Origin of the sequence: Ruminococcus sp. AM31-15AC (genome assembly GCF_003462045.1) — a bacterium.
GTDB classification, from domain to species: domain Bacteria; phylum Bacillota; class Clostridia; order Oscillospirales; family Ruminococcaceae; genus Hominimerdicola; species Hominimerdicola aceti.
This window is the reverse complement of sequence record NZ_QTYG01000012.1, coordinates 1-25,499: the sequence shown is the minus strand read 5'-3', so window position 1 is coordinate 25,499 and position 25,499 is coordinate 1. Positions and strand designations below refer to the sequence as shown.

The following is a 25,499-nucleotide window of genomic DNA, read 5'->3' as shown; positions in this document are numbered from 1 at the left end:
TGCAGGGCAGGGCGTGAAAAGCCGCTGCCCTGTGCTTTTTATAGCTTTTGAGAGAAAATTTAACTAAAATTTTCAAAAAGTTAAAAAAGTCAAGAAAAAGTGCTTGACAAGAGACGGAGAATAGTGTATAATATCAAGGTATGCTGATGTATTGTATATCAGCGTATAGTATCAAATCTATGAAAGGAGAGAAAATATGCCAACCTTTAACCAGTTAGTAAGAAAAGGAAGAAATGTCCTTGCAGACAAGTCTACAGCTCCTGCTCTTCAGAAGGGTTTCAACTCAAAGAAGAAGGTAGTTATTGATCAGAGCTGCCCACAGAAGCGTGGCGTTTGCACAGTAGTAAGAACTGCTACACCTAAAAAGCCAAACTCAGCTATGAGAAAGGTTGCCAGAGTTAAGCTCACAAACGGAAACGAAGTTACAGCTTATATCCCTGGTATCGGACACAATCTTCAGGAGCACTCCGTTGTTCTTATCAGAGGCGGACGTGTTAAGGACCTCCCTGGTGTAAGATATCACATCATCAGAGGCACTCTCGACGCTCAGGGCGTTGCTAAGAGAATGCAGGCGAGATCCAAGTACGGTGCTAAGAGACCAAAGGCAGGAGCAGCCAAGTAATCAAAAACTGAAAAGCTCATTTTAGTAACAAGGTAATAACTCATTGTCGCATATTGCGAAGACCACAGTTTATGTGGAGTGATTAATATATATTAGTTGACTCTACAAGGAACTGACGGGGCTGTAAAACGGCTGTGTGCCGTGGTTACAGAGCGAGTACCTGTGAATTCATTATTTGTGAAGGAGGGAATTAAAGTGCCAAGAAGAGGTAGAGTTACAAAGAGAGACGTGCTTCAGGATCCAGTATACAATTCTAAGCTTGTTACACGTCTTGTAAACAACATCATGCTTGACGGTAAGAAGGGTGTTGCCCAGAAGATCGTTTACGGAGCATTTGAAATTGTCGAAGAAAAGACAGGCAGACCTGCTCTTGAAGTATTCCAGGAGGCTATGGATAACATCATGCCTGAGCTGGAGGTCAAGGCTCGCCGTGTAGGCGGTGCGACTTACCAGGTACCAATGGAGGTTCGTCCTGACAGAAGACAGACACTTGGTCTGAGATGGATAACAAAGTATTCTCGTGAGAGAAACGAGGACACAATGAGAGAGAGACTCGCAGCAGAGATCCTCGACGCTCTTAACGGCGTTGGCGGCTCATGCAAGAAGCGTGACGAAACTCATAAGATGGCTGAAGCTAACAAGGCTTTCGCTCATTACAGATGGTAAGAGGTATAAAGGAGGATATATATGGCAAGAGAATGTAAATTGCAGGATTACCGTAATATCGGTATCATGGCACACATCGACGCCGGCAAGACTACTACTACAGAGCGTATCCTGTTTTATACCGGTGTAAACTATAAGATCGGTGAAACACACGACGGTGCATCTACAATGGACTGGATGGCACAGGAGAAGGAGAGAGGTATCACAATTACTTCTGCTGCTACTACTTGCTACTGGAAGGGTCACAGACTCAACATTATAGATACTCCGGGTCACGTTGACTTTACAGTTGAGGTTGAGCGTTCACTTCGTGTACTCGACGGTTCTGTAACAGTTCTTTGTGCTAAGGGTGGTGTTGAGCCTCAGACTGAAACAGTTTGGAGACAGGCTGATAACTATCAGGTACCAAGAATGGTATATGTCAACAAGATGGATATCATGGGCGCAGACTTCTACAACGTTTTGAATATGCTCCATGAAAGACTTCATTGTAATGCCGTTCCTATCCAGCTCCCTATCGGCGCTGAGGACGACTTCAAGGGAATCATCGACCTGCTCGAAATGAAGGCTTATGTATACTATGACGACCTTGGAAAGGATATCCGTCAGGAAGAAATTCCTGAGGACCTCAAGGAAAAGGCTGAACAGTATCACGCTGACCTTATCGAGCATCTTGCAGAAGTTGATGACGATCTCGCTGAGAAGTATTTCGCAGACGAAGAGATCACTATCGACGAGATGAAGAAGGTAATCAGAAAGAGTACTATCGCTAACACAATGGTACCTGTTACCTGCGGAACTTCATACAGAAACAAGGGCGTTCAGAAGCTTCTTGACGCTATTGTAGATTATATGCCTTCACCTATCGACGTACCACACATCAAGGGTACTGACGTAAATACAGGTGAGGAAGTTGAGAGAATTTCAGGCGACGATCAGCCATTCGCTGCTCTCGCATTCAAGATCGCTACAGACCCATTCGTTGGTAAGCTCTGCTACTTCAGAGTTTATTCAGGTGTTCTGACAGCCGGTTCTACAGTTTATAACTCCACTAAGGATAAGGACGAGAGAATCGGAAGAATCGTTCAGATGCACTCTAACGCTAGAAAGGATATCGATACTATCTACGCTGGTGATATCGGTGCCGCTATCGGTCTGAAGAACACAACAACAGGTGACACTCTTTGTGATGAAGATCATCCTGTACTTCTTGAGTCAATGGAATTCCCTGAGCCTGTTATTCAGCTCGCTATTGAGCCTAAGACTAAGGCAGGTCAGGAAAAGATGGGTATCGCTCTTGCAAAGCTTGCTGAAGAGGACCCAACATTCAGAACTTATACTTCTGAGGAAACAGGTCAGACAATTATCGCCGGAATGGGCGAGCTGCACCTTGAGATCATCGTAGACAGACTTCTCCGTGAGTTCAAGGTAGAGGCTAATGTCGGCGCTCCTCAGGTTTCATATAAGGAAACAATTACTGCTCCTGCAAGCGTTGATTACAAGTACGCTAAGCAGTCAGGTGGTAAGGGTCAGTACGGTCACGTTAAGATCAACGTTGAGCCAAACGAGTCCGGTAAGGGCTATGAGTTCATCAACAAGGTTGTCGGCGGTGCTATTCCTAAGGAATACATTCCTGCAGTTGACGCAGGTATCAAGGGCGCTATGGAGAATGGTGTTCTCGCAGGCTTCCAGGTAGTTGACGTTAAGGTCGAGCTGTACGATGGATCTTATCACGAAGTCGACTCTTCTGAAATGGCATTTAAGATCGCCGGTTCTATGGCGTTCAAGGAGGCTATGAGAAAGGCTTCACCAATCATTCTTGAGCCTATCATGAAGGTTTGCGTTATCGCTCCTGATGATTATCTCGGAACAGTTATAGGCGACCTCAACTCCCGTCGTGGACAGATCCTCGGTCAGGAGCAGAGAACCGGTGCTGTTCAGGTAGATGCTCTCGTTCCACTGTCTGAAATGTTTGGTTACTCAAATGACCTGCGTTCTAAGACACAGGGTCGTGGACAGTACACAATGGAGCCTGACAGCTACATTCAGGTACCAAAGTCTATCTCTGAGAAGATCATGGCTTCAAGAAACAAGGACTAATAAATTTGCGGAAAATTTTCTGCTTTTTCTATTGCAAATTTGCTTTTTATTTGATATAATTATACTACGGTATGTTAAATCGGAAACTATTAAATTTTAAGGAGGAAAATTCCTATGGCAAAGGCACATTTCGAAAGAACCAAACCACACGTTAACATTGGTACAATCGGTCACGTTGACCACGGTAAGACAACTCTTACTGCTGCTATCACAAAGACTCTTGCTCTTGAAGGTCTTGCTGAGAAGAAGGATTACAACAACATCGACTCAGCTCCAGAGGAGAGAGAGAGAGGAATTACAATCAACACAGCTCACGTTGAGTATGAGACAAAGAACCGTCACTATGCTCACGTTGACTGCCCAGGCCACGCTGACTATGTAAAGAACATGATCACTGGTGCTGCTCAGATGGACGGCGCTATCCTCGTAGTTGCTGCTTCTGATGGTCCTATGGCTCAGACAAGAGAGCACCTTCTCCTTGCTAGACAGGTAGGCGTTCCAGCTATCGTTGTTTTCATGAACAAGGCTGACCAGGTTGACGATGAAGAGCTTCTCGATCTCGTTGAGATGGATATCAGAGAGCTCCTCGACAAGTACGATTTCCCTGGCGATGAGACTCCAATCATCAAGGGTTCAGCTCTTGCAGCTCTTGAAGCTCCAGATGATCTTTCAGATCCAGCTTACAAGCCAATCCTTGACCTTATGGACGCTGTTGACTCATTCATTCCAACACCAGACAGAAAGTCTGATCTTCCATTCCTGATGCCTGTTGAGGACGTATTCACAATCACAGGCCGTGGTACAGTTGCTACTGGTAGAGTTGAAAGAGGTCAGCTCAAGACTGGTGACGAAGTTGAGATCCTCGGACTTTCAACTGAGAGACCAAAGACTGTTGTAACAGGTATCGAGATGTTCAGAAAGATCCTTGACTACGCTGAGGCAGGCGACAACATCGGTGCACTTCTCCGTGGTATCCAGAGATCTGACATTCAGAGAGGCCAGGTTCTTTGTAAGCCAGGTTCCATTCACCCATACACAAAGTTCTCAGGTCAGGTTTACGTTCTGAAGAAGGAAGAGGGCGGCCGTCATACTCCATTCTTCAACAACTACAGACCACAGTTCTATTTCAGAACAACAGACGTTACTGGCGTTATCACACTTCCTGCTGACAAGGAAATGTGCATGCCTGGCGATAACGTAGAGATGGATGTTGAGCTTATCACTCCAATCGCTATCGAAGAGGGACTTCGTTTCGCTATCCGTGAGGGTGGTAGAACAGTAGGTTCTGGCGTCGTTACAGCTGTTAGAGACTAATTTTTAGTTCGCTATATAAAGATCGGGTACTAATATGTATCCGATCTTTTTTTGTCTTAAAATATTATGAATAATGAGTTAAATGATATTTGTATGCTTTAAAAAAGTACGGTGATATGCTATAATTAGTATATCGGAGGTGAGAATTTGAACGATACAAATACTAAAGATTATATGATTGACGTTGCCCAGGATACCACTTATCAAAATCAGAGTGATGATTATAAGAAGTCGTTTGCAAAGTGGCGTTCAAATCCTCAGAATTCTTTTGGATTCCAGTTTATACATGATACAAGAGAACACTCATACATTGATGGCGAGGGTTTTGTGCCTCATAAGGCAGAGGTAGCTGAGAGGATCTCTATGCTAAAATGCTGTAGTTTGTTGGGCATTTGTCTTGTGGTAATGCTTGCTATTGATTTTCTTAACTATTTTATAGTGAATAAATACGCGCCGGATACAACTGGTACATTTGTGTATTTTTCTCAAACAGATGGCGGATATGGCAGATATGGTGTTGGAATGACTTTTATTTTAGGTCTGTTGTTTGCCGCAAAGTTTGTTGTGCCTGGTCTAATTTTTAAGATCGTTACTAAGATCCCTAATAAAGTCGTTTTTGCAAATTCAAAGGGCTACGAAAAAATGCGTGGAACTGCTGTGGTTATTATGATGGTCATAATCGTTGTGGGCAGAGTTGGACAATATATCCTTAGTCTGCTGTTCTCAACTGTGCATTTAGACGGGATATATTCTATTTTTGTATTCTCTGAAGATCCTGTTGTAGCTCTTGTTTCTTTTGCCTTCTTTGCGATCATTGTTCCTATAATGCAAGAGATAGTATTTCGAGGAATTTTTTTGCAGACTTTTCGTCAATTTGGCGACACCTTCGCTATTATAATCACTGCTGTTGTGAACGGTTTGTGCTACTATGATATTACATATCTGCCTTTTGTTGTATGCTGTACTGCGGTTCTTGGACTTTTTACTATACGAACAGGATCGGTTTTTACTGCAATTTCAATGAGTATTTGCGCCCACATCACGAATTTTGTATTAAGTTACATTGTTCTCTATGATCTTCCTTATGCCAAAATAGCAGAAGTCATAATCTGTACAGTGATCGTTGGTGTATCACTTGTGATGTACTCGAAGCTTACAAGCTTTGGTGACTGGACATTCAACATTGAAAATGATAATTCTTTTATGACGATGTCAAAGCGAGTTAAGTCTTTCATTGCAACTAACTCGATCGCAGTGTGGATAGCTGCAATTCTTGTGACCATGTTTGTGTGTGCGAGGATAATATGACGAGGGATGAGCTTTACATGAAAAAAGCGTTGGAGCTTGCGGAAATTGCCGCAGAGCAGGGGGAAGTACCTGTGGGTGCGATAGTTGTGAAGCGTTCCAGCGGTGAAATAATCGGCAGGGGATTCAATCGTCGTGAGTATGGGCGTTCCCCTTTGACTCATGCAGAACTTGTGGCTATTGAGGAAGCGAGTCGCAATCTTGGGGGTTGGCGGCTTATGGGTTGTGAGCTTTTTGTTACTCTCGAGCCTTGTCCTATGTGTACGGGTGCGATAATAAATTCTCGAATTGAGCGTGTGGTTTTTGGTGCGTATGACAAAAAGGCTGGTTCTTGCGGGTCGGTGGTAAATCTTTTTGAGCTACCCTATAATCACAAACCTCTTTGCACAGGCGGTATACTGCAAGAGCGGTGTGCAGATACACTGACGGAATTTTTCAAAAATCTTAGACGTAAAAAAAACCTCTCCGAATAGTTCGGGGAGGTTTTCCTTATATTTCGTTTCGATTTTCCAAAGCCTTGTAAAGCGTTACTTCATCAGCATATTCAAGCACTCCGCCAACGGGTAGACCGAACGCCAAACGTGTGACCTTTACACCAAGGGGTTTCAGCAGCCTTGAAATGTAAATTGCCGTAGCTTCGCCATTAACTGTAGGATTAGTAGCCATAATGACTTCTTTAACATTCTCAGGCTCTATCCTCGAAAGCAGTTCTTTTATTTTAAGCTTGTCAGGGGAAATGTCGTCCATAGGGGAGAGAAGTCCATGCAAAACATGGTAAACGCCTTTGTACTCCTTAGTACGCTCGAAAGCGGCTATATCCTTTGGGTCTTCTACTACGCAGACCGTTGTGTGGTCACGTCTTGGGTCGGCACAGATAGGACACTTTGGCTTGTCAGTAAAGTTCTGGCAAACGCTGCAAAGATGAACGCTTTTGTGGGCATTAGTGATAGCCGCTGCAAAAGCCGATGCGTCCTCATCTGTCATGGACATAACATAGTAGGCAAGGCGCTGTGCGGACTTCATGCCTATACCAGGGAGCTTTGCAAATTGCTCTGCCAGAAGTACCAAAGGCAGTGCGTTTGACTCAGCCATTAAAACAGACCTGGGAATGATACTCCGCCTGTGAGTTTCTGCATTTCAGTGTCGCTTACTTCATCGAGGTTAGCAACAGCCTGATTGAAAGCTGCCATAACGAGGTCCTGAAGTGTTTCAACGTCCTCTGGATCAACTACCTCAGGCTTGATATCAAGCTTAAGGACGTTTCTCTTGCCGTTGATAGTTACCTCAACAACTCCGCCGCCTGCTGTACCTGTGAACTCTCTCTGCTCAAGGTCTGCCTGAAGAGCTGTGATCTCGTCCTGCATTTTCTGAGCCTGCTTGAGCATCTGATTCATGTTATTGGAAGGACCTTTGCCCATTCCCTGTGGAAGTCTTGCTTTCATTTTAAAAACTCCTTATATTCAAAATTATTTTTTTATATCAACTTCAATATCAAGTTTTTTCGCCTTGTCAAGCAACTGATTTATAGGATTTTCCGTATCCTCAGGTGCGACATTTTTGGCTGATTTGACTTTGATAGTGAAGTTTTGTCCGAAATTATTTTTCAGTATCTCATTAAGCACCGTAGCATCGCCGCTTGCTTTGAACTTTTTGAGATAAAAGTCATTGTGTACTATCATAAGCAACACATTCTGACACATATAAGCCTTTGAATTGACTAAGAAACAGCCTATGGCAGGATTTGTCTGCTTGACCTGCTCAACAATGTTGTCCCAAGTCTGCACAAGCTTGAAGTCGCTTGCTTTCATTTTCTTGAAATCCGGGTCAAAAGGCTTTGGCGGTGGAGCTTGTTCCTGCTGAGCCGGTGTGGCGATCTGCGGTTGAGTCTGCAAAACGGCACCATTTTTTAGTGCATTCTCAAGCTGAGTTATTCTATTAAGAAGCACTGTGATCTCAGCATTGCCTGATACAGCCTGCGCAGTGGCACCTGCTTTTTGAGCAGCTCCGCACAGCTTTATGATACACATTTCAAGCTCGATACGCTTTGATGTACTTTTTGCAAAACGCTCGCTGCACTCCTGCAAAGTATTTATATCCCCGAGTATCTCGTCCAGCTTCATGCGTTCTGCAAGGGCTTTAAGTCTTTCATACTCGTCAGGCAGACAAGTTATAAGATCCTTGTTGTTGTCGATAGTTTTTATTATCATGACATTTCTCATCTGAGCGAGCAGTTCGCCTGCTAAGACTTTCAGATCTTTTGACATATCATAAAGCTTGTCAACGACTCTGAGTGCGCCTGCGGCGTCCTTTTCGGCTATCTTTTCGAGAATATCAAAAAGATAATCACGTCCCGCAATGCCGGAAGCTGATGACACAACGTCAAGTGTGATGTCATTTTCATAGGCAACGCACTGGTCTAAAAGAGAAAGTGCGTCACGCATACCACCGTCAGAAAGCCTTGCTATCATGCCTGCGGCATCTTCGTGGAGGGTAAAGCCCTCCTGAGAAGCAATATACTTAAGCCTTGAAACGATATCCTCGTTTCTTATCCTGTGAAAGTCGAAATGCTGGCATCTCGACACGATAGTAGCAGGAACTTTATGTATCTCCGTAGTGGCAAGAATAAACTTGACATGCGGAGGAGGTTCTTCCATAGTTTTCAGCAGGGCGTTGAATGCGCCCGCAGAAAGCATATGCACCTCGTCTATGATATATACCTTATATTTACATCTTTCAGGAGTATAGACAACGCCTTCACGCAGTTCTCTGATATCGTCTACTTTAGAATTTGAAGCAGCGTCAATCTCGATAATATCGGAAAGAGTGCCGTTGTCAGCGTCTTTGCATATCTCACATTCAAGGCATGGCTCACCGTCATGTGGGTCAAGGCAATTGATAGCCTTTGCAAAAATTCTTGCGCAGGTGGTCTTTCCCGTACCTCTCGAGCCTGTGAAAAGATAGGCATGAGCGGTCTTGCCGCTTTTTATCTGATTTTTGAGAGTAGTTGTAATATGCGGTTGCGAAACAACATCGTCAAATGACATTGGACGCCATTTTCTGTACAATGCCTGATACAAAACTCTCACTCCAATCAAGAAAATAAAAAAAATCAATCCGACATATGGGCGTGCGGGCGGAACTGTGACACACGAAACAAACCGCTTAATGCTGCTCGGTTCCCCGCCTGACATGGTTCACAGCGTTTCATTGCACAGGACCCGCACACCTATATCTCGGATTGATGAGGAACAATAACTGAATCATATCAATCTAACTTTTGTTACCTTACTATTATAACATACTTCCAATGAAATTTCAAGTGTTTTTGAAAAAAAGTTATAAAAAAGGCAAAGAACATCAACGCCGCTGAACAAAGCTGGACAGCGGCGGATATTATGTGCTTGTAAAATTATATCAGGTGGCAATGATGAAATTCAGCTTGCCGAACGGATAGTTCACCGGGATACAGAATGCAGTGCCTGACAGGGCAAGCTCACCATTTTCCAAAAATTTCTGCGGTGTGAGTGTAAGCTCAACGCCATGTTCGTTTGACTCATTTACAACGAACAGACCGTCGTTTACGTTCAGAAATTCGCCTGCTGTAGCGTTTACAAAGTCATCGACCTCCGTGAAGCTCTCTTTGGCAAACCTCTCAGCGAAAGCCATATATGTCTTTGAATCTGTGGCAATGCAAGCCTCAGCGTTATATTTTCCATTTATTTTTTGGATAACGATATGTTCTGCTGCAAAATTCTTTATAACTGACGCTTCCATAGGAGTGAAATCGTCACCGATAAATCTGATAAGATTTTTGAAAAGCAAAGTAACATAATCAGTACAGATACGGGCATTTTCATCATTGTCAAAATGATAGAACTCATTGATAAGGTTATGTAGAGTTTCTGTTTGATTGTCTGAAATATCGTCGGTTATCTGATTTTCAGCCTTATAGTCTTTAAGTGCCTTTTCAAACTCAGCATTGGTAAGAGCACCGTTATTAACAAGGGTCTGACCCAGGAGCAGGTAATCTGTAGGCTGCTGAGCGAGAAGCTTTTCAACGTCGTCAGCGGTAACGTAGCCAAGCTCCACGGCAAGGTCGCCAAAACGTTTATCGACACTCTGCTGAGTGATATTGACGTGCTCCACCTGCTCGGCTGTCATAAGACCAGCGTTTATAGCAAGAACGCCAAGGCGAAGTCTTGTATGCTTTTTAGCCTCGAAAGCCTGAGTAAGATCCTCAGCGGTACAAAGCTTATGGTTAAAGAGGTAGCCTCCAAAAAACTGCGCAAACATTTACAGTACCCCCTTTGCAACGTTCTCAAGAACTTTAAGAGCGTCGTTATCAGCTATAGGTTTCTGCAAAAAGTCCACAGCTCCCGACTTAAGAGCGTCTTTCAAATGGCTCTGAGTACCAACAGAAGAAGCCATTATCACCTTAGCGTCAGGGTCTTCTGCTATTATCTGTTTGAGGGCTTCAATACCTGTTACCTTTGGCATAATGATATCCATGAAAACCACGTCAGGCTTGAACTCCTTATATTTGCTAACAGCCTCTTCACCGTCGGCTGCTTCATAAACGGCTTTTACTCCAAATCCAGAAATAGACATGCTGAGCTTTTTGCGAGCGAACATAGAATCGTCGCATATAAGCACTGTCATTTCATTTATATTCACGATAGATCCCTCCCGATTATTTTGCGGCAGCAGTTCCGTAATTGCCGATGACGGAGAAAATAATTTCTCTACTGCCTTGTTTTTAATTATATCATAAAATTCTCCAAAAGTCAAGAGTCGTCAAATATGTTTTATGTTGAAAATATACAAACGAGTAAATGCAGAATTTACTTGCAGTTTGCTTGACAAAATGAAAAAAGTATGCTATAATCATAATGTTATGTGCCGGTGTGATGGAATTGGCAGACGTGTCGGACTCAAAATCCGATGGTAGCGATACCGTACCGGTTCGACCCCGGTCACCGGCACCAGGAGAACAGGTTCTTGTATCAAGAGCCTGTTTTTTTATTAGAGTCCTCATTCTCTTCTGTCTCTGCTTCACCACCAAGAGCATTGGCGATGACCTCGCTTGAAAGCCACTTCAGACGAACTGAAACGCCCCTCAGAGCCGTCCGAGCCTGCGGAGCGGAAAACTAACCGTCTGAAAAGAAAAGACCTGAGAAGTGCTTGTGTGAGCAAATCTCAGGTTATTCAGTTCCAAAAAGGGTATGCTGTCATTGTGGCGCTCCATAATTATGATATGGACTTGTGCAGAACGGTTTGCAGGTGTTCCAATAGACTACGGGCAAGCAGCACACATCAATATTGTGCCTTAACGAAATCTTAACGCCGTAACCGTAATCTTAACAGCACCTTAACCGCTCATGTGATATAATAAAGCTATAATTTAAACGAGAGGTGTACGATGTTACATAAAAATAGAGTAAAAAACAGAACTCATATGACTTCATTTCAGGTCATCATTATCAGTTTCTTTTGCCTAATTCTGGTAGGTTCATTGCTTCTGATGCTGCCGATCTCATCAAGGCAGCGGTGTGTGACTTCATTCCCTGATGCAATGTTCACAGCCGTTTCAGCTACCTGTGTGACTGGGCTTGTTGTAAAGGATACTGCTACATACTGGTCTCTGTTCGGGCAGGCGGTCATTCTGATGCTAATTCAGATCGGAGGTATGGGCGTTATCACCGTCGGGCTTACGATCATTAGAGCATCAGGGCGGAAAATCGGTCTGTGGCAGCGCAGTACGATGCAGGAATCCATCTCCGCACCGCAGGTAGGCGGTATTGTGAAGCTGACAGGCTTTATCCTTAAAACATCACTTATCATAGAGATGATCGGTGCGGCTTTGCTTGCACCCGTTTTCTGCAATGATCTTGGTTTCGCTAAGGGACTGTGGTATTCCTTGTTTCACAGCATATCGGCTTTTTGCAATGCAGGCTTTGATCTGTTCGGCATAAAAGAACCGTTCTCGTCGCTGACCTTTTACCACAGCAACATCTATCTCAATATCATCATTATGCTGCTAATTATTACGGGAGGCATCGGCTTTCTCGTCTGGGGCGATATCGGAACACACAAGCACAGGATCAGGCGCTACTCTCTGCAAAGCAAGGTCGTACTGATGACATCTGCTGTCTTGATCGTTCTGCCTGCGCTGTATTTCTTCTTTTTTGAATATGACCATGGGACTATCCATGACCGGACGATCCATTCACTGTTTCAGTCTGTCACAACACGAACCGCAGGCTTTAACACAACTGATCTCGCTGCTATGGATGAATCAGGTACAGCCATTATGGTCATTCTTATGCTTATAGGCGGTTCTCCAGGTTCCACCGCAGGCGGTATGAAAACAGCGACTTTTGCTGTTCTGTTCCTTTCTGCGATCACAGTGTTTAGCCGCAGAAATGATGTGCAGTGCTTCAAAAGAAGAATATCAGACGAAACTGTCCGCAGTGCAGGCGCTGTTTTGTTTATGTATCTTGTATTGTTCTTTACAAGCGGTGTCATTATCAGCAGAGTGGAAAATCTACCGCTGCTGACCTGTCTGTTTGAAACAAGCTCAGCTATCGGTACAGTAGGGCTGTCACTCGGCATTACAAGCGGTCTGTCTGCTGTATCCCGTGTGATACTGATGATACTTATGTTTTTCGGGAGAGTTGGCGGACTGACACTCATTTATGCAGCTCTGCCGTCGGCGGACAGTCAGAATTCACGCTTACCGCTTGAAAAAATATCCGTAGGATAAGGAGTTTTATATATGAAAACAGTTTTAATTATCGGAGTAGGTCAATTCGGCAGTCATATTGCCAGACGCATGGAGGAGCTTCGGTGTGAGGTCATGGCAGTAGATGAAAATGAGAAGCATATCAACGATATACTGCCTTATGTGACCAACGCAAGGATCGGTGACAGCACCAATGAGGAATTTCTCCGTTCACTTGGTGTAGGAAACTATGATGTTTGTATCGTTGCCCTCGGCAGCCGGTTTCAGTCCTCTTTGGAAACAACGTCTTTGCTCAAGGAGCTGGGGGCAAAGAAAGTCATATCCCGTGCGACAAATGATGTACAAATGAAATTCCTGCTTAAAAACGGAGCCGATGAGGTTGTCTATCCTGAGAAGCAGATGGCACTTCGCATTGCTACAAAATATGCATCAGACAGCATACTCGACTTTATTCATCTGGATAACAATTATTCGATCTACGAACTGAAAGTACCGAAGGACTGGTTCGGAAAGTCGCTTTCACAGATCGATATACGAAAGAAATTCAAGATCAATATTCTGACGATCAAACGTGGAGAAGAGGTATTTATCCCTGCACCAGACACTGTAATTGAAACTGATGACATCGCATTTGTCATAGGTGAGGTTCGGGATATCCAGAAATGTTTCAGGATCTAGGAGATGATCGTGTGAGAGATGTTCTGCTTGCACTGTCTGTAGGAGCAATGTTTCTCTACGGCTTTTATATTATGAAAAAGTAGATGAATTCATCGAGGAGATACAAAAGAGCAGACGTGGACACGACCTGTCAGAAGATGATGTTGACGAACACAAAAGTGATATGTTATAATAACAAGGGTGATCCTTATGACTGCTAATTCTATAAAAAGCTCTAAAGCATTTTCTGTGTTCAAAGACTCCGCTATATGTATTGTGGTGCTGACAGCCGCAACACTTGCCGGATACGCATTCAAAGCCTTTCAACTTGCCGATGCGGACATTATCATGCTGTATATTATTGCTGTGCTTGTGATATCCATTTTTACATCAAAGATGTATTTCTGCCTGATATCATCATTAGTAGGAGTAATGCTTTTCAACTGCTTCTTCACCTATCCTGAGTTTTCTCTTTCAGTTCACGATGCAGGCTATCTTGTCACATTTGTGACGATGTTTATTACAGCGTTCATTGCAGGAACGCTTGCCAATAAGCTGAAACGCAATATCCTGATCGCCGAGCAGAATGCCCGTGAAAAGGAGGAGGCGGCACTTCTGGCGCAGAATGAACAGCTTAGAGCTGATATGCTCCGTTCCATATCCCATGATCTCAGAACACCTCTGACCTCCATATCAGGCAATGCCAGTACGCTCATTTCCGGTGGCGATACGCTTGATGAATCAGCACGTCAGCAGATATACACGGATATTTATTCCGAATCAATGTGGCTTATCGAAATGGTGGAAAATCTTTTATACGCCACACGAATTGAGGACGGCAGAATGCAGCTCAATATCTCGGTAGAGATACTTGATGACATTGTTCAGGAGGCTGTCAGACACACCAAACGCACTCACCCAAAGCGAAATATCATCGTTGATATGTATGACGAGATAATCCCCGTTATGGCAGATGCGAACCTCATCGTACAGGTCATAGTCAATCTTATGGATAATGCTGTCAAGTACAGTGATGAAGATTCTGATGTTACCGTCAGTGTGCGCCGAGAAAATGCGCATACTGTTGTGATATCCGTGTCCGATCACGGCACTGGTATCTCCGATGAAGAAAAAGAAAGGGTATTTGATATGTTCTATACGGGCGGCAGCCGTTCCTCAGACAGCAGAAGAAGTCTGGGGCTGGGGCTTGCACTGTGCAGGTCAATTATTACTTCACACGGCGGTACTATATCTGTCAGCGACAACATACCAAACGGTACAGTTGTCAGCTTTACTCTGCCAATAGGAGAGGTCGATCTAAATGAATGAATATCTTGTTCTGGTGGTGGAGGACGACAAGCCTATCAGAAATCTTATTACAACTACTCTTAAAATGAACGACTATCGCTTTATTACTGCTGTCAGGGGCAATGAAGCGATCATGCTCAGCGCTTCGCATAAGCCTGATATTATCATACTTGATCTTGGACTGCCTGATATTGACGGCGTTGAGGTGATAGAGCATATACGCACTTGGAGCGATGTTCCTATCATCATAGTCAGTGCAAGGAGCGAGGAAAGGGACAAGATAACAGCCCTTGACAAAGGTGCAGATGATTACCTGACAAAGCCTTTCTCTGTTGACGAACTTCTCGCAAGGCTCAGGGTGATACAAAGGCGGCTTATGAAGTCCGAAAACATCTCGGTCACGGAGTTTGTCAATGGCAGACTACGGATAGACTATGTTTCGGGCTGTGTTCACCTTGATGATGAAGAAATTCACCTGACACCGATAGAATACAAGCTGCTTTGCCTGCTTGCCAAGAATGTCGGCAAGGTGCTGACGCATAAGTACATTATCCAAAGTGTATGGGGAACTCCTGCGGATAACAGCGAAGCCTCCCTGCGTGTATTTATGGCTACCCTGCGAAAAAAGCTGAGTGACAGCAGTCAGGCGCTGATACAAACACATATCGGTATTGGGTATCGTATGATGAAATTATAGTTTTAGGGAGCAGTACAAAGCAGACACTTTATTTGATGATCTGTATCGCCTTCAATGGCTGAAAAAACAATTGAACTGATTTTTTTCTAAAGGAAAAAAGGGCAATGCCTTCCACTCACGGAGGACATTGCCCTTTTTCTTATGCTGTGATTATATCAGTCCTGAATCTCCTATATCATAGTTGTGATCCTGTATAATAAAACTTGACACATACAAAACAATCAAAGTATAATAAAAATAAGGGAGTGTGTCATCAATGGGAACAGGAAAACAATATGATGAAGAGTTTAAAAAGAAGGCAATAAAGCTCGCAAAGGAGATTGGCACCTAGCTTTATGCCGCTGGGCGTATTTTTATTTGTATCGTGTATTATTTTACAGTTCACCTGCCCTAATTTGACAAAAGTACGTCAATGGGGTATAATGTAACCAGCGTTACGCAAATTAATTATAGGCAATACCACACAAGACAAGCCTATACCTATTATTATAGAAACGAGGTCATGAAAATGAGCGAAGAAAGAATACCTAAGAGAAGTGAAGTGCCTGAACAGTTCAAGTGGGCACTGGAGGATATTTATGCCACTGACGAAAAGTGGGCGGAGGACTTGCAGAAGCTGAAGGCTATGCCTGAGAGAATAGCGGCGTTCAAGGGCAGGCTTAGTGAGAGTGCTGACACGCTTTATGATTTTATGCAGCTTTCAGACGAGATATCTGTTCTTTGCGACAGCCTTGGCAACTATGCTCAAAGACGTTCTGACGAGGACACTGCAAATGCAAAGTATCAGGGCTTTATTGGTCAGCTTATGAACGCTTATGTTGCAGTAAATTCAGCAGGAAGCTTTGAAACACCTGAGATCATTTCTATCGAGGAGGATAAGCTTCAGAAATTCTATGAGGATAAGCCTGAGTTGAAGCTTTATAAGCGTGCGCTGGATAAGCTGCGTCGTAAAAAGGCTCATATCCTCTCTGAGGCTGAGGAGAAGATACTTGCCCTGACTGGTGAAATTGGTCAGTCCCCTGAGAATATCTACTCAATGTTTTCTGACGCAGACCTGCGTTTCCCTGACGCTGTGGATAAGGACGGCAAGGCTCATCAGGTCACGCACGGAAGCTATATCCACTGGTGCAGAGCGAGGACAGAGTACTGAGAAAGTCGGCTTTCGAGTCTATGTACGGCACATTTGACAAGTTCAAGAACACCTGTGCGGCAACACTGTCGGCACAGATAAAAGCGGTGAACTTCTATGCAAAGGCAAGAAGATATGATTCAAGCCTTGAAGCCGCTTTGGACGGAACAGAAGTACCTGTTTCTGTGTACAAAAACCTTATTGAAGCCGTCCATGACAATATGCACTATATGTACGATTATGTTGCACTGAGAAAGAAGCTTTTGGGCGTTGACGAACTTCATTTCTATGACCTTTATACTCCTGTTGTTCCTGACGCTGATATGAAGATAACATTTGAGGAGGCTAAGGAAACTGTCCTGAAAGCCCTTGCACCTATGGGCGAGGATTACCTTGCGATACTCAAAGAGGGCTTTGAAAACCGCTGGATAGACGTTTACGAGAACGAGGGCAAAACAAGCGGAGCATATTCCGCAGGTGCAAGAGTTCACCCTTATGTGCTACTCAATCATAAGGATACACTTAACTGTATGTTCACGCTGGCACATGAAATGGGTCATGCTATACACTCGTATCTTTCAAACAAAAATCAGCCTGTGGTATATTCAGATTACGTTATCTTCGTGGCAGAGGTAGCTTCAACTTGCAATGAAGCATTGCTCATGCAGTATCTGCTGAAAAATACCGAGGATAAAAAGCAGAGAGCGTATCTTATAAATTACTTCCTTGAGCAGTTCCGTACCACACTTTACCGCCAGACAATGTTCGCAGAGTTTGAGCTGAAAATAAATGAAATGGTAGCGGCAGGGGAGAGTCTGACAGCCGAGGGGCTGAACGAGCTTTACGGCGAGCTAAACAAGCTTTATTTCGGTGACGGAATAGTGCTTGATGATGAGATAAAATTGGAGTGGGCAAGGATACCTCATTTCTATTATGACTATTATGTTTATCAGTATGCAACAGGCTATTCTGCGGCTATCGCACTTTCACAGAGGATATTGAAGTATGGCGAACCTGCGGTAAAGGACTATATAGGCTTCCTGAAAGGCGGCTGCTCAACTGACCCTATCTCATTGCTTAAGGGTGCAGGAGTAGATATGGCAACAACTCAGCCTATTAATGAAGCACTTGCAATGTTCGGAGAGCTTGTAAAGGAAATGGAAGAGGCAATGGCGGAGTAGGAGTAAGTGAGGAGTTAGGAGTGAGGAGTGAGGAATGAGGAATGAGGAATTAGGAATTAGGAATGAGGAATGAGCATAGCTGACCAGAGTTGTGCCCCCAACACCGAGCGTAGCGAGAGATAAAACGCAGGCTCAAGCCCGGCGTTAGAGGGCTTGCAGGGTCAAGGAGCAGAGTCCCTTGTGGGTACAGGGCAAAGCCCTGTCGGAGTTTGAGGCAGAGCCTCAATAGGCGTAAGCCTACCAAGCGGTGCAGATAAAGAAATAAAAGCACACAAAAGTAAAAGAAACAATAAAGCGGTGTCGGAGAAAAAATCTCTGCACCGCTTTTTCTATCCCATTAAACAAAGTAAAACCCGCAAAGAGCGTAGCGATTTTGCGGCGGAAGGAACTTGCCTGAATGAACAGTATGCCTTTACCACTTCTTATCTATATCTGCACAACGCATACCTATCTTCAACGCCCTCAGCTCAACATAACAGCCGCATAAAACGCACATTCCGTCCACAAGCTTTTCGCAATCCTTGCAAAAATCCAAACGCTGACGATACTCTTCCTCTGATACTTTCTTGTCCGCAGGGTATGCCGCAATGTGTGAACGCATATCACGGAGAAAATCATTTTCGTCCATATCCTCCAACAGGCATTTTCTGCACCTGATCTTTGTTATATCACTCATAAAAATTTCTCCATTGTACAAAAAAGCGGACAGCTCAATGCCGTCCGCCTTGTTATCTTATTCTACAGAAATGATGTAGTAGTAAACAGGCTGACCGCCGTTTATAAGATTTACATCAAGATTTGAGAACTTCGCAGCTACCTGCTTTTGCAGTGCCTCAGCCGCCTCGTCTGTAACATCTGAGCCGTAAAGGATCGTGATGAATGAGCTGTCGCCCTTAACAAGCTTCTTTGTGAGCTTGTAAGCTGCCTTTGAAACGTCCTTTTCCACAAAGCTCAGCTTGCCGTTTTCAATGCAGAGTATCTCGCCCTGCTTGATAGCGTGACCCTCATAGTCAGAATCCCTTGCCGCAAATGTTACCTGACCTGTGGCAACTCTTTCAAGTGCATTGGTCATCTCAATGCGGTTCGTATTGAAATCAGCGTCAGGGTCAAATGCCAGCATTGCTGACATTCCCTGCGGTATAGTCCTTGTCTGAAGCACGCATACCTTTCTGTCTGCAAGCTTAACAGCCTGCTCAGCCGCCATGATGATGTTCTTGTTGTTTGGCAGAACAAAAACTGTTTCAGCGGGGCATGACATTATTGCCGCAAGTATATCCTCAGTAGAAGGGTTCATGGTCTGTCCGCCCTTAACAATGCAGTCAACACCGATATCTCTGAACATTGACTCAATGCCGTTTCCTGCCGCAACTGCAACAAAGCCGTACTGCTTTTCAGGCTTTGCAGGAACGAACTCCTGTTTTGCTTCTTTCTGTCTGGCCTTGTGCTGGAGCTTCATATTTTCTATCTTTGGCAGATTGATGTAGCCAAATTCAAGACCCTTCTGGATAGCCTTACCAGGGTCGTTGGTATGAACGTGTACCTTTATTATCTCATCGTCTTCGACAACTACAACGCAGTCACCTATGGTTTCAAGATAAGCCCTGAGCTTTGATGAATCGTCAGCGTCAGCTTTCTTTGTGATTATCATTTCAGTGCAGTATGTGAAGTGTATCTCACAGTCATACTGACCAACAGTAGCCGCAAATGTGTCGACTGTTACCTGCTGTTTCTGTGCAGGAGCATCAGCCTTTACTATTTCGCCACCCTTGAATACATCTCTCATTGCTTCAAAGATAATGAGAAGTCCCTTGCCGCCTGCGTCAACAACGCCTGCCTTGGCAAGTGCAGGGAGAAGCTTTGGTGTTTCGTTCAGTGAAAGTTCAGCCTGTTTGCAAACTTCCTCCATTATAATAATAGGATCGTTTGTGGAGTGGAGCATTTCTCTTGCTTTCTCCGCAGACTCTCTTGCAACTGTCAGGATAGTTCCCTCTGTAGGCTTCATTACGCTCTTGTATGCTCCTGAAACGCCCTGCTCCAGTGATTCAACAAGTTCGTTCGCACCCATTTCCTTTTTGCCTGCAAGTCCTTTTGCAAAGCCTCTGAAAATAAGCGAAAGTATAACGCCTGAGTTTCCTCTTGCACCTCTAAGAAGTGCAGAAGCTGCTGTGTTTGCCACAACTGAGCAGTCTGTATCGTCGCTGAGATTTTCAAGCTCTGCCACGGAATTTGTTATAGTCATTGACATATTTGTTCCTGTATCTCCGTCAGGTACTGGGAACACGTTAAGCTCGTCAACTGATTTTTTCTTGTTAGATATGCTGTGTGCGGCACTTATGACAGCGTCACGCAGCAAGCCTCCGTTTATCACTATAGTTTTCCTCCTATACTGTTATAGATATCCTAGGACGTTCAGCCTTTCATTTCGTCAACGTAAACGTTCACAGATTTAACGTTGACCCCTGCCTGCTCTGTCAGAACATAATTTACCTTGTGAATGATGCTGTCAACGATAGCTCCGACATTTATGCCGTAGTTCACAGTGATGTGCAGGTCAACGATAAGCTCGTCCCCGTCCTGACGGATTATAACGCCCTTTGTAGTGTTCTCTTTCTTTAGCATTGCAGAAACGCCCTGTTTTGCACCATAGGCGTTAAGTCCTGCCACGCCGAAACAGCTTTCGGCAGTATCCGAGATAAGCTGTCTGAGATATCCAGTGGATATACCTATAGTTCCAATGTGGTTGCGAAACTTTATCACAGAAAACAACTCCTCTTGATCGTGGCAGGATCACAAGCTTATTTCTTATGCCGCCACATAATAATTTATTTTATTATATCATAAACATTTGACTTTTGCAATAGGTTTTCGCTCTTTTGTACACCTGTCAAATTTATCCCAGAAGCCATTTTGCGGCTTCCAGAGGCGTTTCGGCTATATACACCGCACCTGCCTTTGAAAGCTCCTCTCTTGTGCCGTAGCCGTAAAGCATACCGATACAATCTATACCAAGAGCTTTTGCACCAAGCACGTCATGATGCCTGTCGCCTGCCATTATCACCTGCGAGCGGTCATTAACTCCGCAGTTTTTCAGAGTGTGCACGATAACGTCCGCCTTTACGCTCCTAGAGCCGTCAAGCTCCGCACCGCCTATGTAGTCAAAATACTGTGCAAGGTGAAAATGCTCCAGTATCTTCACCGCAAAGACCTGCGGCTTAGAAGTCGCCACCGCAAGGTGAAGCCCAGCCTCTGACAGCTTTTTAAGACACTCCTCAATGCCGTCATAAACACGGTTCTCGAAAATGCCCTTGGTGGTGTAATATTCACGGTAGTATTTAACAGCCTGTTCGCATTTTTCATCATCAAAGCCGTAAAAATCCCTGAAAGAGTCTTTCAGCGGCGGGCCGAGAAACTTTGTCATTGTGCTCATCTCAGGCTCTATGCCGAACTTTTTCAGTGCGTATACAGCCGAATTTATTATGCCTTCGCCCGACTCAGTAAGCGTGCCGTCAAGGTCAAAAAGAACATATCTGTAATTTTTCATGTCGTTACCTCACATAATACAATATATCAATTGCTATTATAACGCAAAATGGCTTTTTTGTCAAAGAAAATGGGCAATTACGCACAAAAAATCCTGCTGAAATACGGCATTTAGCTCATTGACAAAAATATTGTTATAAGTTAAAATTAAAAAGGCGGTTTGTGTCAAAACGTATCGCAAAGAAGTATTTTTCCTTTTATATGGGAAAAGAATAAATATGAATGAGGTGTTATTTTGAAACTTATTTTTGATGTTTCAGACAAGCCAAAGGCTGGTCAACTGGTAGTGTTCGCACTTCAGCAGATGCTGGCTATCCTTGCGGCGACCATCGCTGTGCCGCTTATTATCGGCAACGGTCTTACTCCTGCGGCTGCAATGTTTGGTGCAGGTGTGGGAACTATAGTTATATCTTTTTTACAAAAAGAAAAAGCCCTGTGTTCCTTGGCTCGTCCTTTGCTTTTTTAGGCTCAATGGCGGCGGCTTTTGCAGGCGGCGTTTCAATGCAGCTTGGCATGCTTGGACTTATCGTTGGCGCACTGCTTGCAGGACTTGTATATGTCGTTATCGCAATAGTAGTAAAATTTGTTGGAGTAGGCTGGCTCAATAAGCTCATGCCTGCGGTGGTAATAGGACCGACCGTCGCTATAATCGGACTTTCCCTTGCAGGAAATGCTGTTGGCGACCTGCTCAAAGGCGATGTTACAAAGCAGGTAACAGAGTATGCAGTGTCAACAGACAGCGGCACACCTGAGATCATCGAAACTGTGTCCAACGTGCCTGTTGGCTCATCATATGTGGCTTTTGTTTGTGGACTTATTACCCTCGCAGTGGTAATGCTTTGCTCAACATATGGCAAGAAAACACTCAGACTTATACCTTTTATAATTGGTATCCTCGCAGGCTATGCAGCCGCAGCAATCTTCACTGTTATCGGCAATATATGTGATATTGACGCACTTAAAATAGTAGATTTCAGCATTTTCAGCAGCTATATGCTCACAGACGGCAGCGTTTCACTGAAAACATTTGTTAGCCTGCCTGACTTTGCATTTGTTTCAGGTCTGAAAGGTCTTAAGGAGTTCGACTTCTCATATTTTGCAACTATATTTGTAGCCTATGTGCCGGTTGCACTTGTTGTTTTTGCAGAACACGTTGCTGACCATAAAAACCTTTCTTCTATTATCGATCATGACCTCCTTGAAGAGCCTGGTCTTACAAGAACGCTTCTCGGCGACGGTGTAGGTTCTATCGCTGGAGCACTGTTCGGCGGCTGTCCGAACACAACATACGGCGAGTCCGTTGCCTGCGTTGCTATCACGGGGAATGCATCTGTTGTAACTATCTTTGCGGCAGCAATAGGCTGTATGCTGTTTTCATTTATCACTCCGCTTGTTGCGTTCGTTGATTCTATCCCTGCCTGCGTAATGGGTGGCGTTTGTATCGCTCTTTACGGCTTTATCGCAGTTTCAGGTCTTAAAATGATACAGGACGCAAACCTTGACGATAACAGAAATCTCTTTGTTGTGTCCGTTATCCTCATTGCAGGTATCGGCGGTTTGACACTCACATTTGGTGATATAACACTCACAGAAGTAGCGGCAGCACTTATCCTTGGCATTCTTACAAACGTTATGCTCTCAAAGAAAAAAGGCAACGCAGCCAAGAAATAATTATAACAAAATTGCAGAGGCGAACAGTGTTCGCACGTTACTGCACACAAAAAAATGCGAATTTATAAATCATTACGAAAGGAAATCGGAAAATGGGAAACGTAAATATCATCAATCACCCGCTTGTAAAGCACAAAATAACGCTTATGCGTGACGAAAAGACCGGAACAAGAGAGTTCCGTATACTTGTGGAAGAGGTCGCAATGCTCATGGGCTATGAGGCTATGAGAGATCTTCCAACAGAAGACGTTGAGGTCAAAACACCTATCACCACAAGAAAGCTCCCTATGCTCTGCGGCAAAAAGCTTGCTATCGTGCCTATCCTGAGGGCAGGTCTTGGCATGGTAAGCGGACTTCTTGCACTTGTTCCGTCTGCAAAGGTAGGACATATCGGTCTTTATCGTGACGAGGTCACACACGAGCCACATGAGTATTACTGCAAGCTTCCTGATAGAATAAACGAGCGACTTGTTATTGTCTGCGACCCAATGCTTGCGACAGGCGGATCTGCGATACAGGCTGTTGACTTTTTGAAAGACAAGGGCTGCAAGAACATCAAGTTCATGTGCATAATCGCTGCTCCTGAGGGTCTTGACGCTCTGAGAACGGCTCACCCTGATATCGACATTTATGTAGGCAACCTTGATGAAAAGCTCAACGAGGACGCTTATATCGTTCCTGGTCTTGGCGATGCAGGTGACAGGATCTTCGGCACAAAATAATGGTCTTATACTAATACTCGCTGCTCTGTATTTTGCAACAGAGCGGCGATTTTTTTGTTTTCTTCACTAAAAAAACTTTAAAAAGTTCCTTCAATTTCAGTTGTTAAAATAATTGAAACTTATTTCCGTTGATGATATAATTCAAATGTAGAAATATAGAACAAAATAAAAAAGCAGGGCGAACTCATGTAAAAAATATATTATGAGGATACACCCTAATAAGGAGCTAAAAATGTTTGTGAAGAAAACTGACCGATTTTTTGCGGTCACAAGCATGATCGTGTGCTGCTGTTGCACTGCAACTGTGTTTATCTCATACATAAAACGCAGTAACATACAAATGCTTTATCTTGGACCATTTTTCCTTGCGGCGGCGATAGTGTTGTATATTGCTCTGAAACGCTGTGAAAAGAAGCTTACCAAAAAGCGTGTCAGACTTATATTTGCTTTTTTCTGCCTGATTTTGCTTGCATTGCAGATATTGTTTGTGCGTTATCTTTATTACAATTACGAAATGGTTGACCCCAAAATAACAGGGGAGTTTGCAAAACGCTTTGTCATGGGTGAAGATCTGGGGAGCATCAAAGAAAGCTACCGTATTTATGCTGCAAAATACCCTAACGCATGGGGTATGATATATTTGCAGATACCATTTTTCGCCTTATGGAAGCTTTTCACCGGCGGCGTGAGCATCTATGCGGGGCAGACCTTTAACGTAATTCTTATTCAACTTAGCGTAATAATGACCTTTCTCACAGGGGAGAGGATATTCAAACTTAACAGCCAAAGGCTTTTTTGCGGCATTATTTCGGCACTTATGCCTGTTATGCTGCTTTATACTCCGTTTTTTCATTCTGACACAGCAGGCATGATATTTGTAAGCTGTACCCTTTATTTTCTGACCCTTGCGGTGAAAGAAAAAAGCAAAACCAAAAGCGTTGTCTATGCTCTTATAGCAAGCCTTTTTATCGCACTTGGAAACACTGTCAAGGGAAGCATTGCAGTAATGCTGATTTCAGCGATGATATTTTTTGTGCTGAAAATGGGTGTAAAAAGGGGAGCTATCCTGAGCCTTGCGGCTGTTATGCTGCTTATTGGCGTGTCAAAGGCGGCATACTATGGCGGTCTTGCTATGGGTATCTCTGATGAAAAAATGGTAGACAGATATCGTTTCCCTGTTACACACTGGATAATGATGAGCCTTAACAGCGAATACAAGACCCACGTTGACGAGGACGTTGACTTCACAATGTCATTTGATACATATGACGCCAAAAAGCAGGCGAACATCCGGGAAATAAAAGCCCGCCTTGAAAACATAAGCACCCCTTATGAAGCCTGCAAAATGGCTTATCACAAAGTCGCCAGAACGTGGGACAGCGGTGGTTTTTCCTATGGCAAATATCTCTCACGCTCCGACCCCTCAGGTGGTTTGCGAGAGGTATTGAACAGTCGCTTGCTTGGTAGCTATGTAGACGGCTATCACAGTGCAATGCTCATAGCAATGGCGTTTGGTGCAGTTTATGCCGCTGGCAAGCGTCGCCATTCGGCTTTGTTTTTCAGCATAGTGACTCTCACGGGAGTTATACTCTTTTTCCTTATATGGGAAAATCCACCTAGATATATCGTCACATTTATCCCCGTGATAATGCTTCTTTGCACTGCAGGAACAAGATTTATCACAGCGATCATTTCACGGCTTTGTAAGCGTGTGAGTGCTTCAAAATAAGATAAAAAAAGGCGTTGTAAAAAAACAGCGCTCAAAGAGCCGAGATTTCCTGCTTTTGGGAAATCTCGGCTCTTTTTTATGCCAGATCGCAAAAATAACTATTTTGGCTGAATTTT

General features: G+C 44.0%; 23 protein-coding genes, 1 tRNA gene, 1 other RNA gene and 1 pseudogene. 16 read left to right on the top strand and 10 right to left on the bottom strand.

All coding sequences use genetic code 11. The features are described from left to right. Positions 1–196 precede the first annotated feature (196 nt). The 6 genes from rpsL to tadA all read left to right on the top strand — a co-directional run bounded on the left by rpsL (position 197) and on the right by tadA (position 6,480). The gene (gene rpsL / locus DW793_RS05305; RefSeq protein ID WP_117863570.1) at positions 197–622 is read left to right on the top strand and encodes a 30S ribosomal protein S12; all 426 of its coding nucleotides are present in this window, start codon (positions 197–199) and stop codon (positions 620–622) included. Positions 623–817: 195 nt separating this feature from the next. Then, positions 818–1,288, top strand: a complete 471-nt coding sequence (rpsG, locus tag DW793_RS05300; RefSeq protein WP_022288663.1) for a 30S ribosomal protein S7 — start codon at positions 818–820, stop codon at positions 1,286–1,288. Positions 1,289–1,309: 21 nt separating this feature from the next. After that, positions 1,310–3,388, top strand: a complete 2,079-nt coding sequence (gene fusA / locus DW793_RS05295) for an elongation factor G (RefSeq protein WP_118157270.1) — start codon at positions 1,310–1,312, stop codon at positions 3,386–3,388. A 114-nt stretch (positions 3,389–3,502) separates the two neighbouring features. Continuing rightward, positions 3,503–4,702, top strand: a complete 1,200-nt coding sequence (tuf, locus tag DW793_RS05290; protein WP_117877670.1) for an elongation factor Tu — start codon at positions 3,503–3,505, stop codon at positions 4,700–4,702. A 147-nt stretch (positions 4,703–4,849) separates the two neighbouring features. Further along, a complete protein-coding gene (locus tag DW793_RS05285; RefSeq protein WP_118157269.1) occupies positions 4,850–6,010 on the top strand; it encodes a CPBP family intramembrane glutamic endopeptidase in 1,161 nt (386 codons plus the stop codon). Further along, a complete protein-coding gene (gene tadA / locus DW793_RS05280) occupies positions 6,007–6,480 on the top strand; it encodes a tRNA adenosine(34) deaminase TadA (RefSeq protein ID WP_117958038.1) in 474 nt (157 codons plus the stop codon). The genes DW793_RS05285 and tadA overlap by 4 nt, the downstream gene beginning before the upstream one ends. A gap of 16 nt (positions 6,481–6,496) precedes the next feature. Here the strand turns inward: tadA and recR are convergent, their stop codons facing one another. The 6 genes from recR to DW793_RS05250 form a co-directional block, all read right to left on the bottom strand. Next, positions 6,497–7,099, bottom strand: a complete 603-nt coding sequence (recR, locus tag DW793_RS05275) for a recombination mediator RecR (RefSeq protein ID WP_117891828.1) — start codon at positions 7,097–7,099, stop codon at positions 6,497–6,499. After that, the gene (locus DW793_RS05270; protein WP_022288657.1) at positions 7,099–7,449 is read right to left on the bottom strand and encodes a YbaB/EbfC family nucleoid-associated protein; all 351 of its coding nucleotides are present in this window, start codon (positions 7,447–7,449) and stop codon (positions 7,099–7,101) included. Before DW793_RS05270 ends, recR begins: the two co-directional genes overlap by 1 nt. A gap of 24 nt (positions 7,450–7,473) precedes the next feature. Then, a complete protein-coding gene (gene dnaX, locus DW793_RS05265; protein WP_278961368.1) occupies positions 7,474–9,093 on the bottom strand; it encodes a DNA polymerase III subunit gamma/tau in 1,620 nt (539 codons plus the stop codon). A gap of 38 nt (positions 9,094–9,131) precedes the next feature. Then, positions 9,132–9,231: signal recognition particle sRNA small type (gene ffs / locus DW793_RS05260), an RNA gene on the bottom strand. Between the two features lie 190 nt (positions 9,232–9,421). Then, a complete protein-coding gene (locus DW793_RS05255; protein WP_118157268.1) occupies positions 9,422–10,300 on the bottom strand; it encodes a chemotaxis protein CheX in 879 nt (292 codons plus the stop codon). Beyond that, the gene (locus DW793_RS05250; RefSeq protein ID WP_038671146.1) at positions 10,301–10,681 is read right to left on the bottom strand and encodes a response regulator; all 381 of its coding nucleotides are present in this window, start codon (positions 10,679–10,681) and stop codon (positions 10,301–10,303) included. A 224-nt stretch (positions 10,682–10,905) separates the two neighbouring features. On the opposite strand from DW793_RS05250, the gene DW793_RS05245 reads away from it, so the two are divergent. From DW793_RS05245 to pepF, 7 genes are all read left to right on the top strand, one after another. After that, positions 10,906–10,992, top strand: a tRNA-Leu gene (locus DW793_RS05245). Positions 10,993–11,426: 434 nt separating this feature from the next. After that, positions 11,427–12,770, top strand: coding sequence for a TrkH family potassium uptake protein (locus DW793_RS05240; RefSeq protein WP_117938435.1), 1,344 nt, complete (start codon positions 11,427–11,429; stop codon positions 12,768–12,770). 12 nt (positions 12,771–12,782) lie between these two features. Then, entirely contained in the window at positions 12,783–13,427 is a 645-nt protein-coding gene (locus tag DW793_RS05235) for a potassium channel family protein (protein WP_117858509.1), read from the top strand. 189 nt (positions 13,428–13,616) lie between these two features. Next, positions 13,617–14,735: a sensor histidine kinase gene (locus DW793_RS05230; RefSeq protein WP_118157267.1), complete on the top strand. Its 1,119-nt coding sequence runs from the start codon at positions 13,617–13,619 to the stop codon at positions 14,733–14,735. After that, positions 14,728–15,411, top strand: coding sequence for a response regulator (locus DW793_RS05225; RefSeq protein WP_022288650.1), 684 nt, complete (start codon positions 14,728–14,730; stop codon positions 15,409–15,411). Before DW793_RS05230 ends, DW793_RS05225 begins: the two co-directional genes overlap by 8 nt. Before the next feature lie 508 nt (positions 15,412–15,919). Then, positions 15,920–16,561, top strand: a complete 642-nt coding sequence (locus DW793_RS15870; protein WP_390624637.1) for a hypothetical protein — start codon at positions 15,920–15,922, stop codon at positions 16,559–16,561. Further along, on the top strand, positions 16,537–17,721 hold the full coding sequence (pepF, locus tag DW793_RS05220; RefSeq protein ID WP_390624636.1) for an oligoendopeptidase F: 1,185 nt from the start codon (positions 16,537–16,539) through the stop codon (positions 17,719–17,721). The genes DW793_RS15870 and pepF overlap by 25 nt, the downstream gene beginning before the upstream one ends. Positions 17,722–18,133: 412 nt before the next feature. Here pepF and DW793_RS05215 read toward each other — a convergent pair whose 3' ends face one another. The 4 genes from DW793_RS05215 to DW793_RS05200 form a co-directional block, all read right to left on the bottom strand. Continuing rightward, complete coding sequence (locus tag DW793_RS05215) at positions 18,134–18,397, bottom strand: DUF6171 family protein (RefSeq protein WP_118157266.1); 264 nt, start codon at positions 18,395–18,397, stop codon at positions 18,134–18,136. Positions 18,398–18,454: 57 nt separating this feature from the next. After that, a complete protein-coding gene (locus DW793_RS05210; RefSeq protein WP_118157265.1) occupies positions 18,455–20,089 on the bottom strand; it encodes a DAK2 domain-containing protein in 1,635 nt (544 codons plus the stop codon). Positions 20,090–20,130: 41 nt separating this feature from the next. Then, positions 20,131–20,478, bottom strand: coding sequence for an Asp23/Gls24 family envelope stress response protein (locus DW793_RS05205; protein ID WP_022288646.1), 348 nt, complete (start codon positions 20,476–20,478; stop codon positions 20,131–20,133). Positions 20,479–20,611: 133 nt separating this feature from the next. Then, positions 20,612–21,262 (bottom strand): HAD family hydrolase, encoded by a 651-nt coding sequence (locus DW793_RS05200; RefSeq protein ID WP_118157264.1) that lies wholly within the window; start codon positions 21,260–21,262, stop codon positions 20,612–20,614. A gap of 303 nt (positions 21,263–21,565) precedes the next feature. Here DW793_RS05200 and DW793_RS05195 point away from each other — a divergent pair. The 3 genes and pseudogenes from DW793_RS05195 to DW793_RS05185 all read left to right on the top strand — a co-directional run bounded on the left by DW793_RS05195 (position 21,566) and on the right by DW793_RS05185 (position 25,383). Beyond that, positions 21,566–22,932 (top strand): annotated as a pseudogene (locus DW793_RS05195) (solute carrier family 23 protein). A gap of 92 nt (positions 22,933–23,024) precedes the next feature. After that, positions 23,025–23,654 (top strand): uracil phosphoribosyltransferase, encoded by a 630-nt coding sequence (gene upp / locus DW793_RS05190; RefSeq protein ID WP_038671163.1) that lies wholly within the window; start codon positions 23,025–23,027, stop codon positions 23,652–23,654. A 232-nt stretch (positions 23,655–23,886) separates the two neighbouring features. Further along, positions 23,887–25,383 (top strand): glycosyltransferase family 39 protein, encoded by a 1,497-nt coding sequence (locus DW793_RS05185; RefSeq protein WP_181988296.1) that lies wholly within the window; start codon positions 23,887–23,889, stop codon positions 25,381–25,383. Positions 25,384–25,499 lie beyond the last annotated feature (116 nt).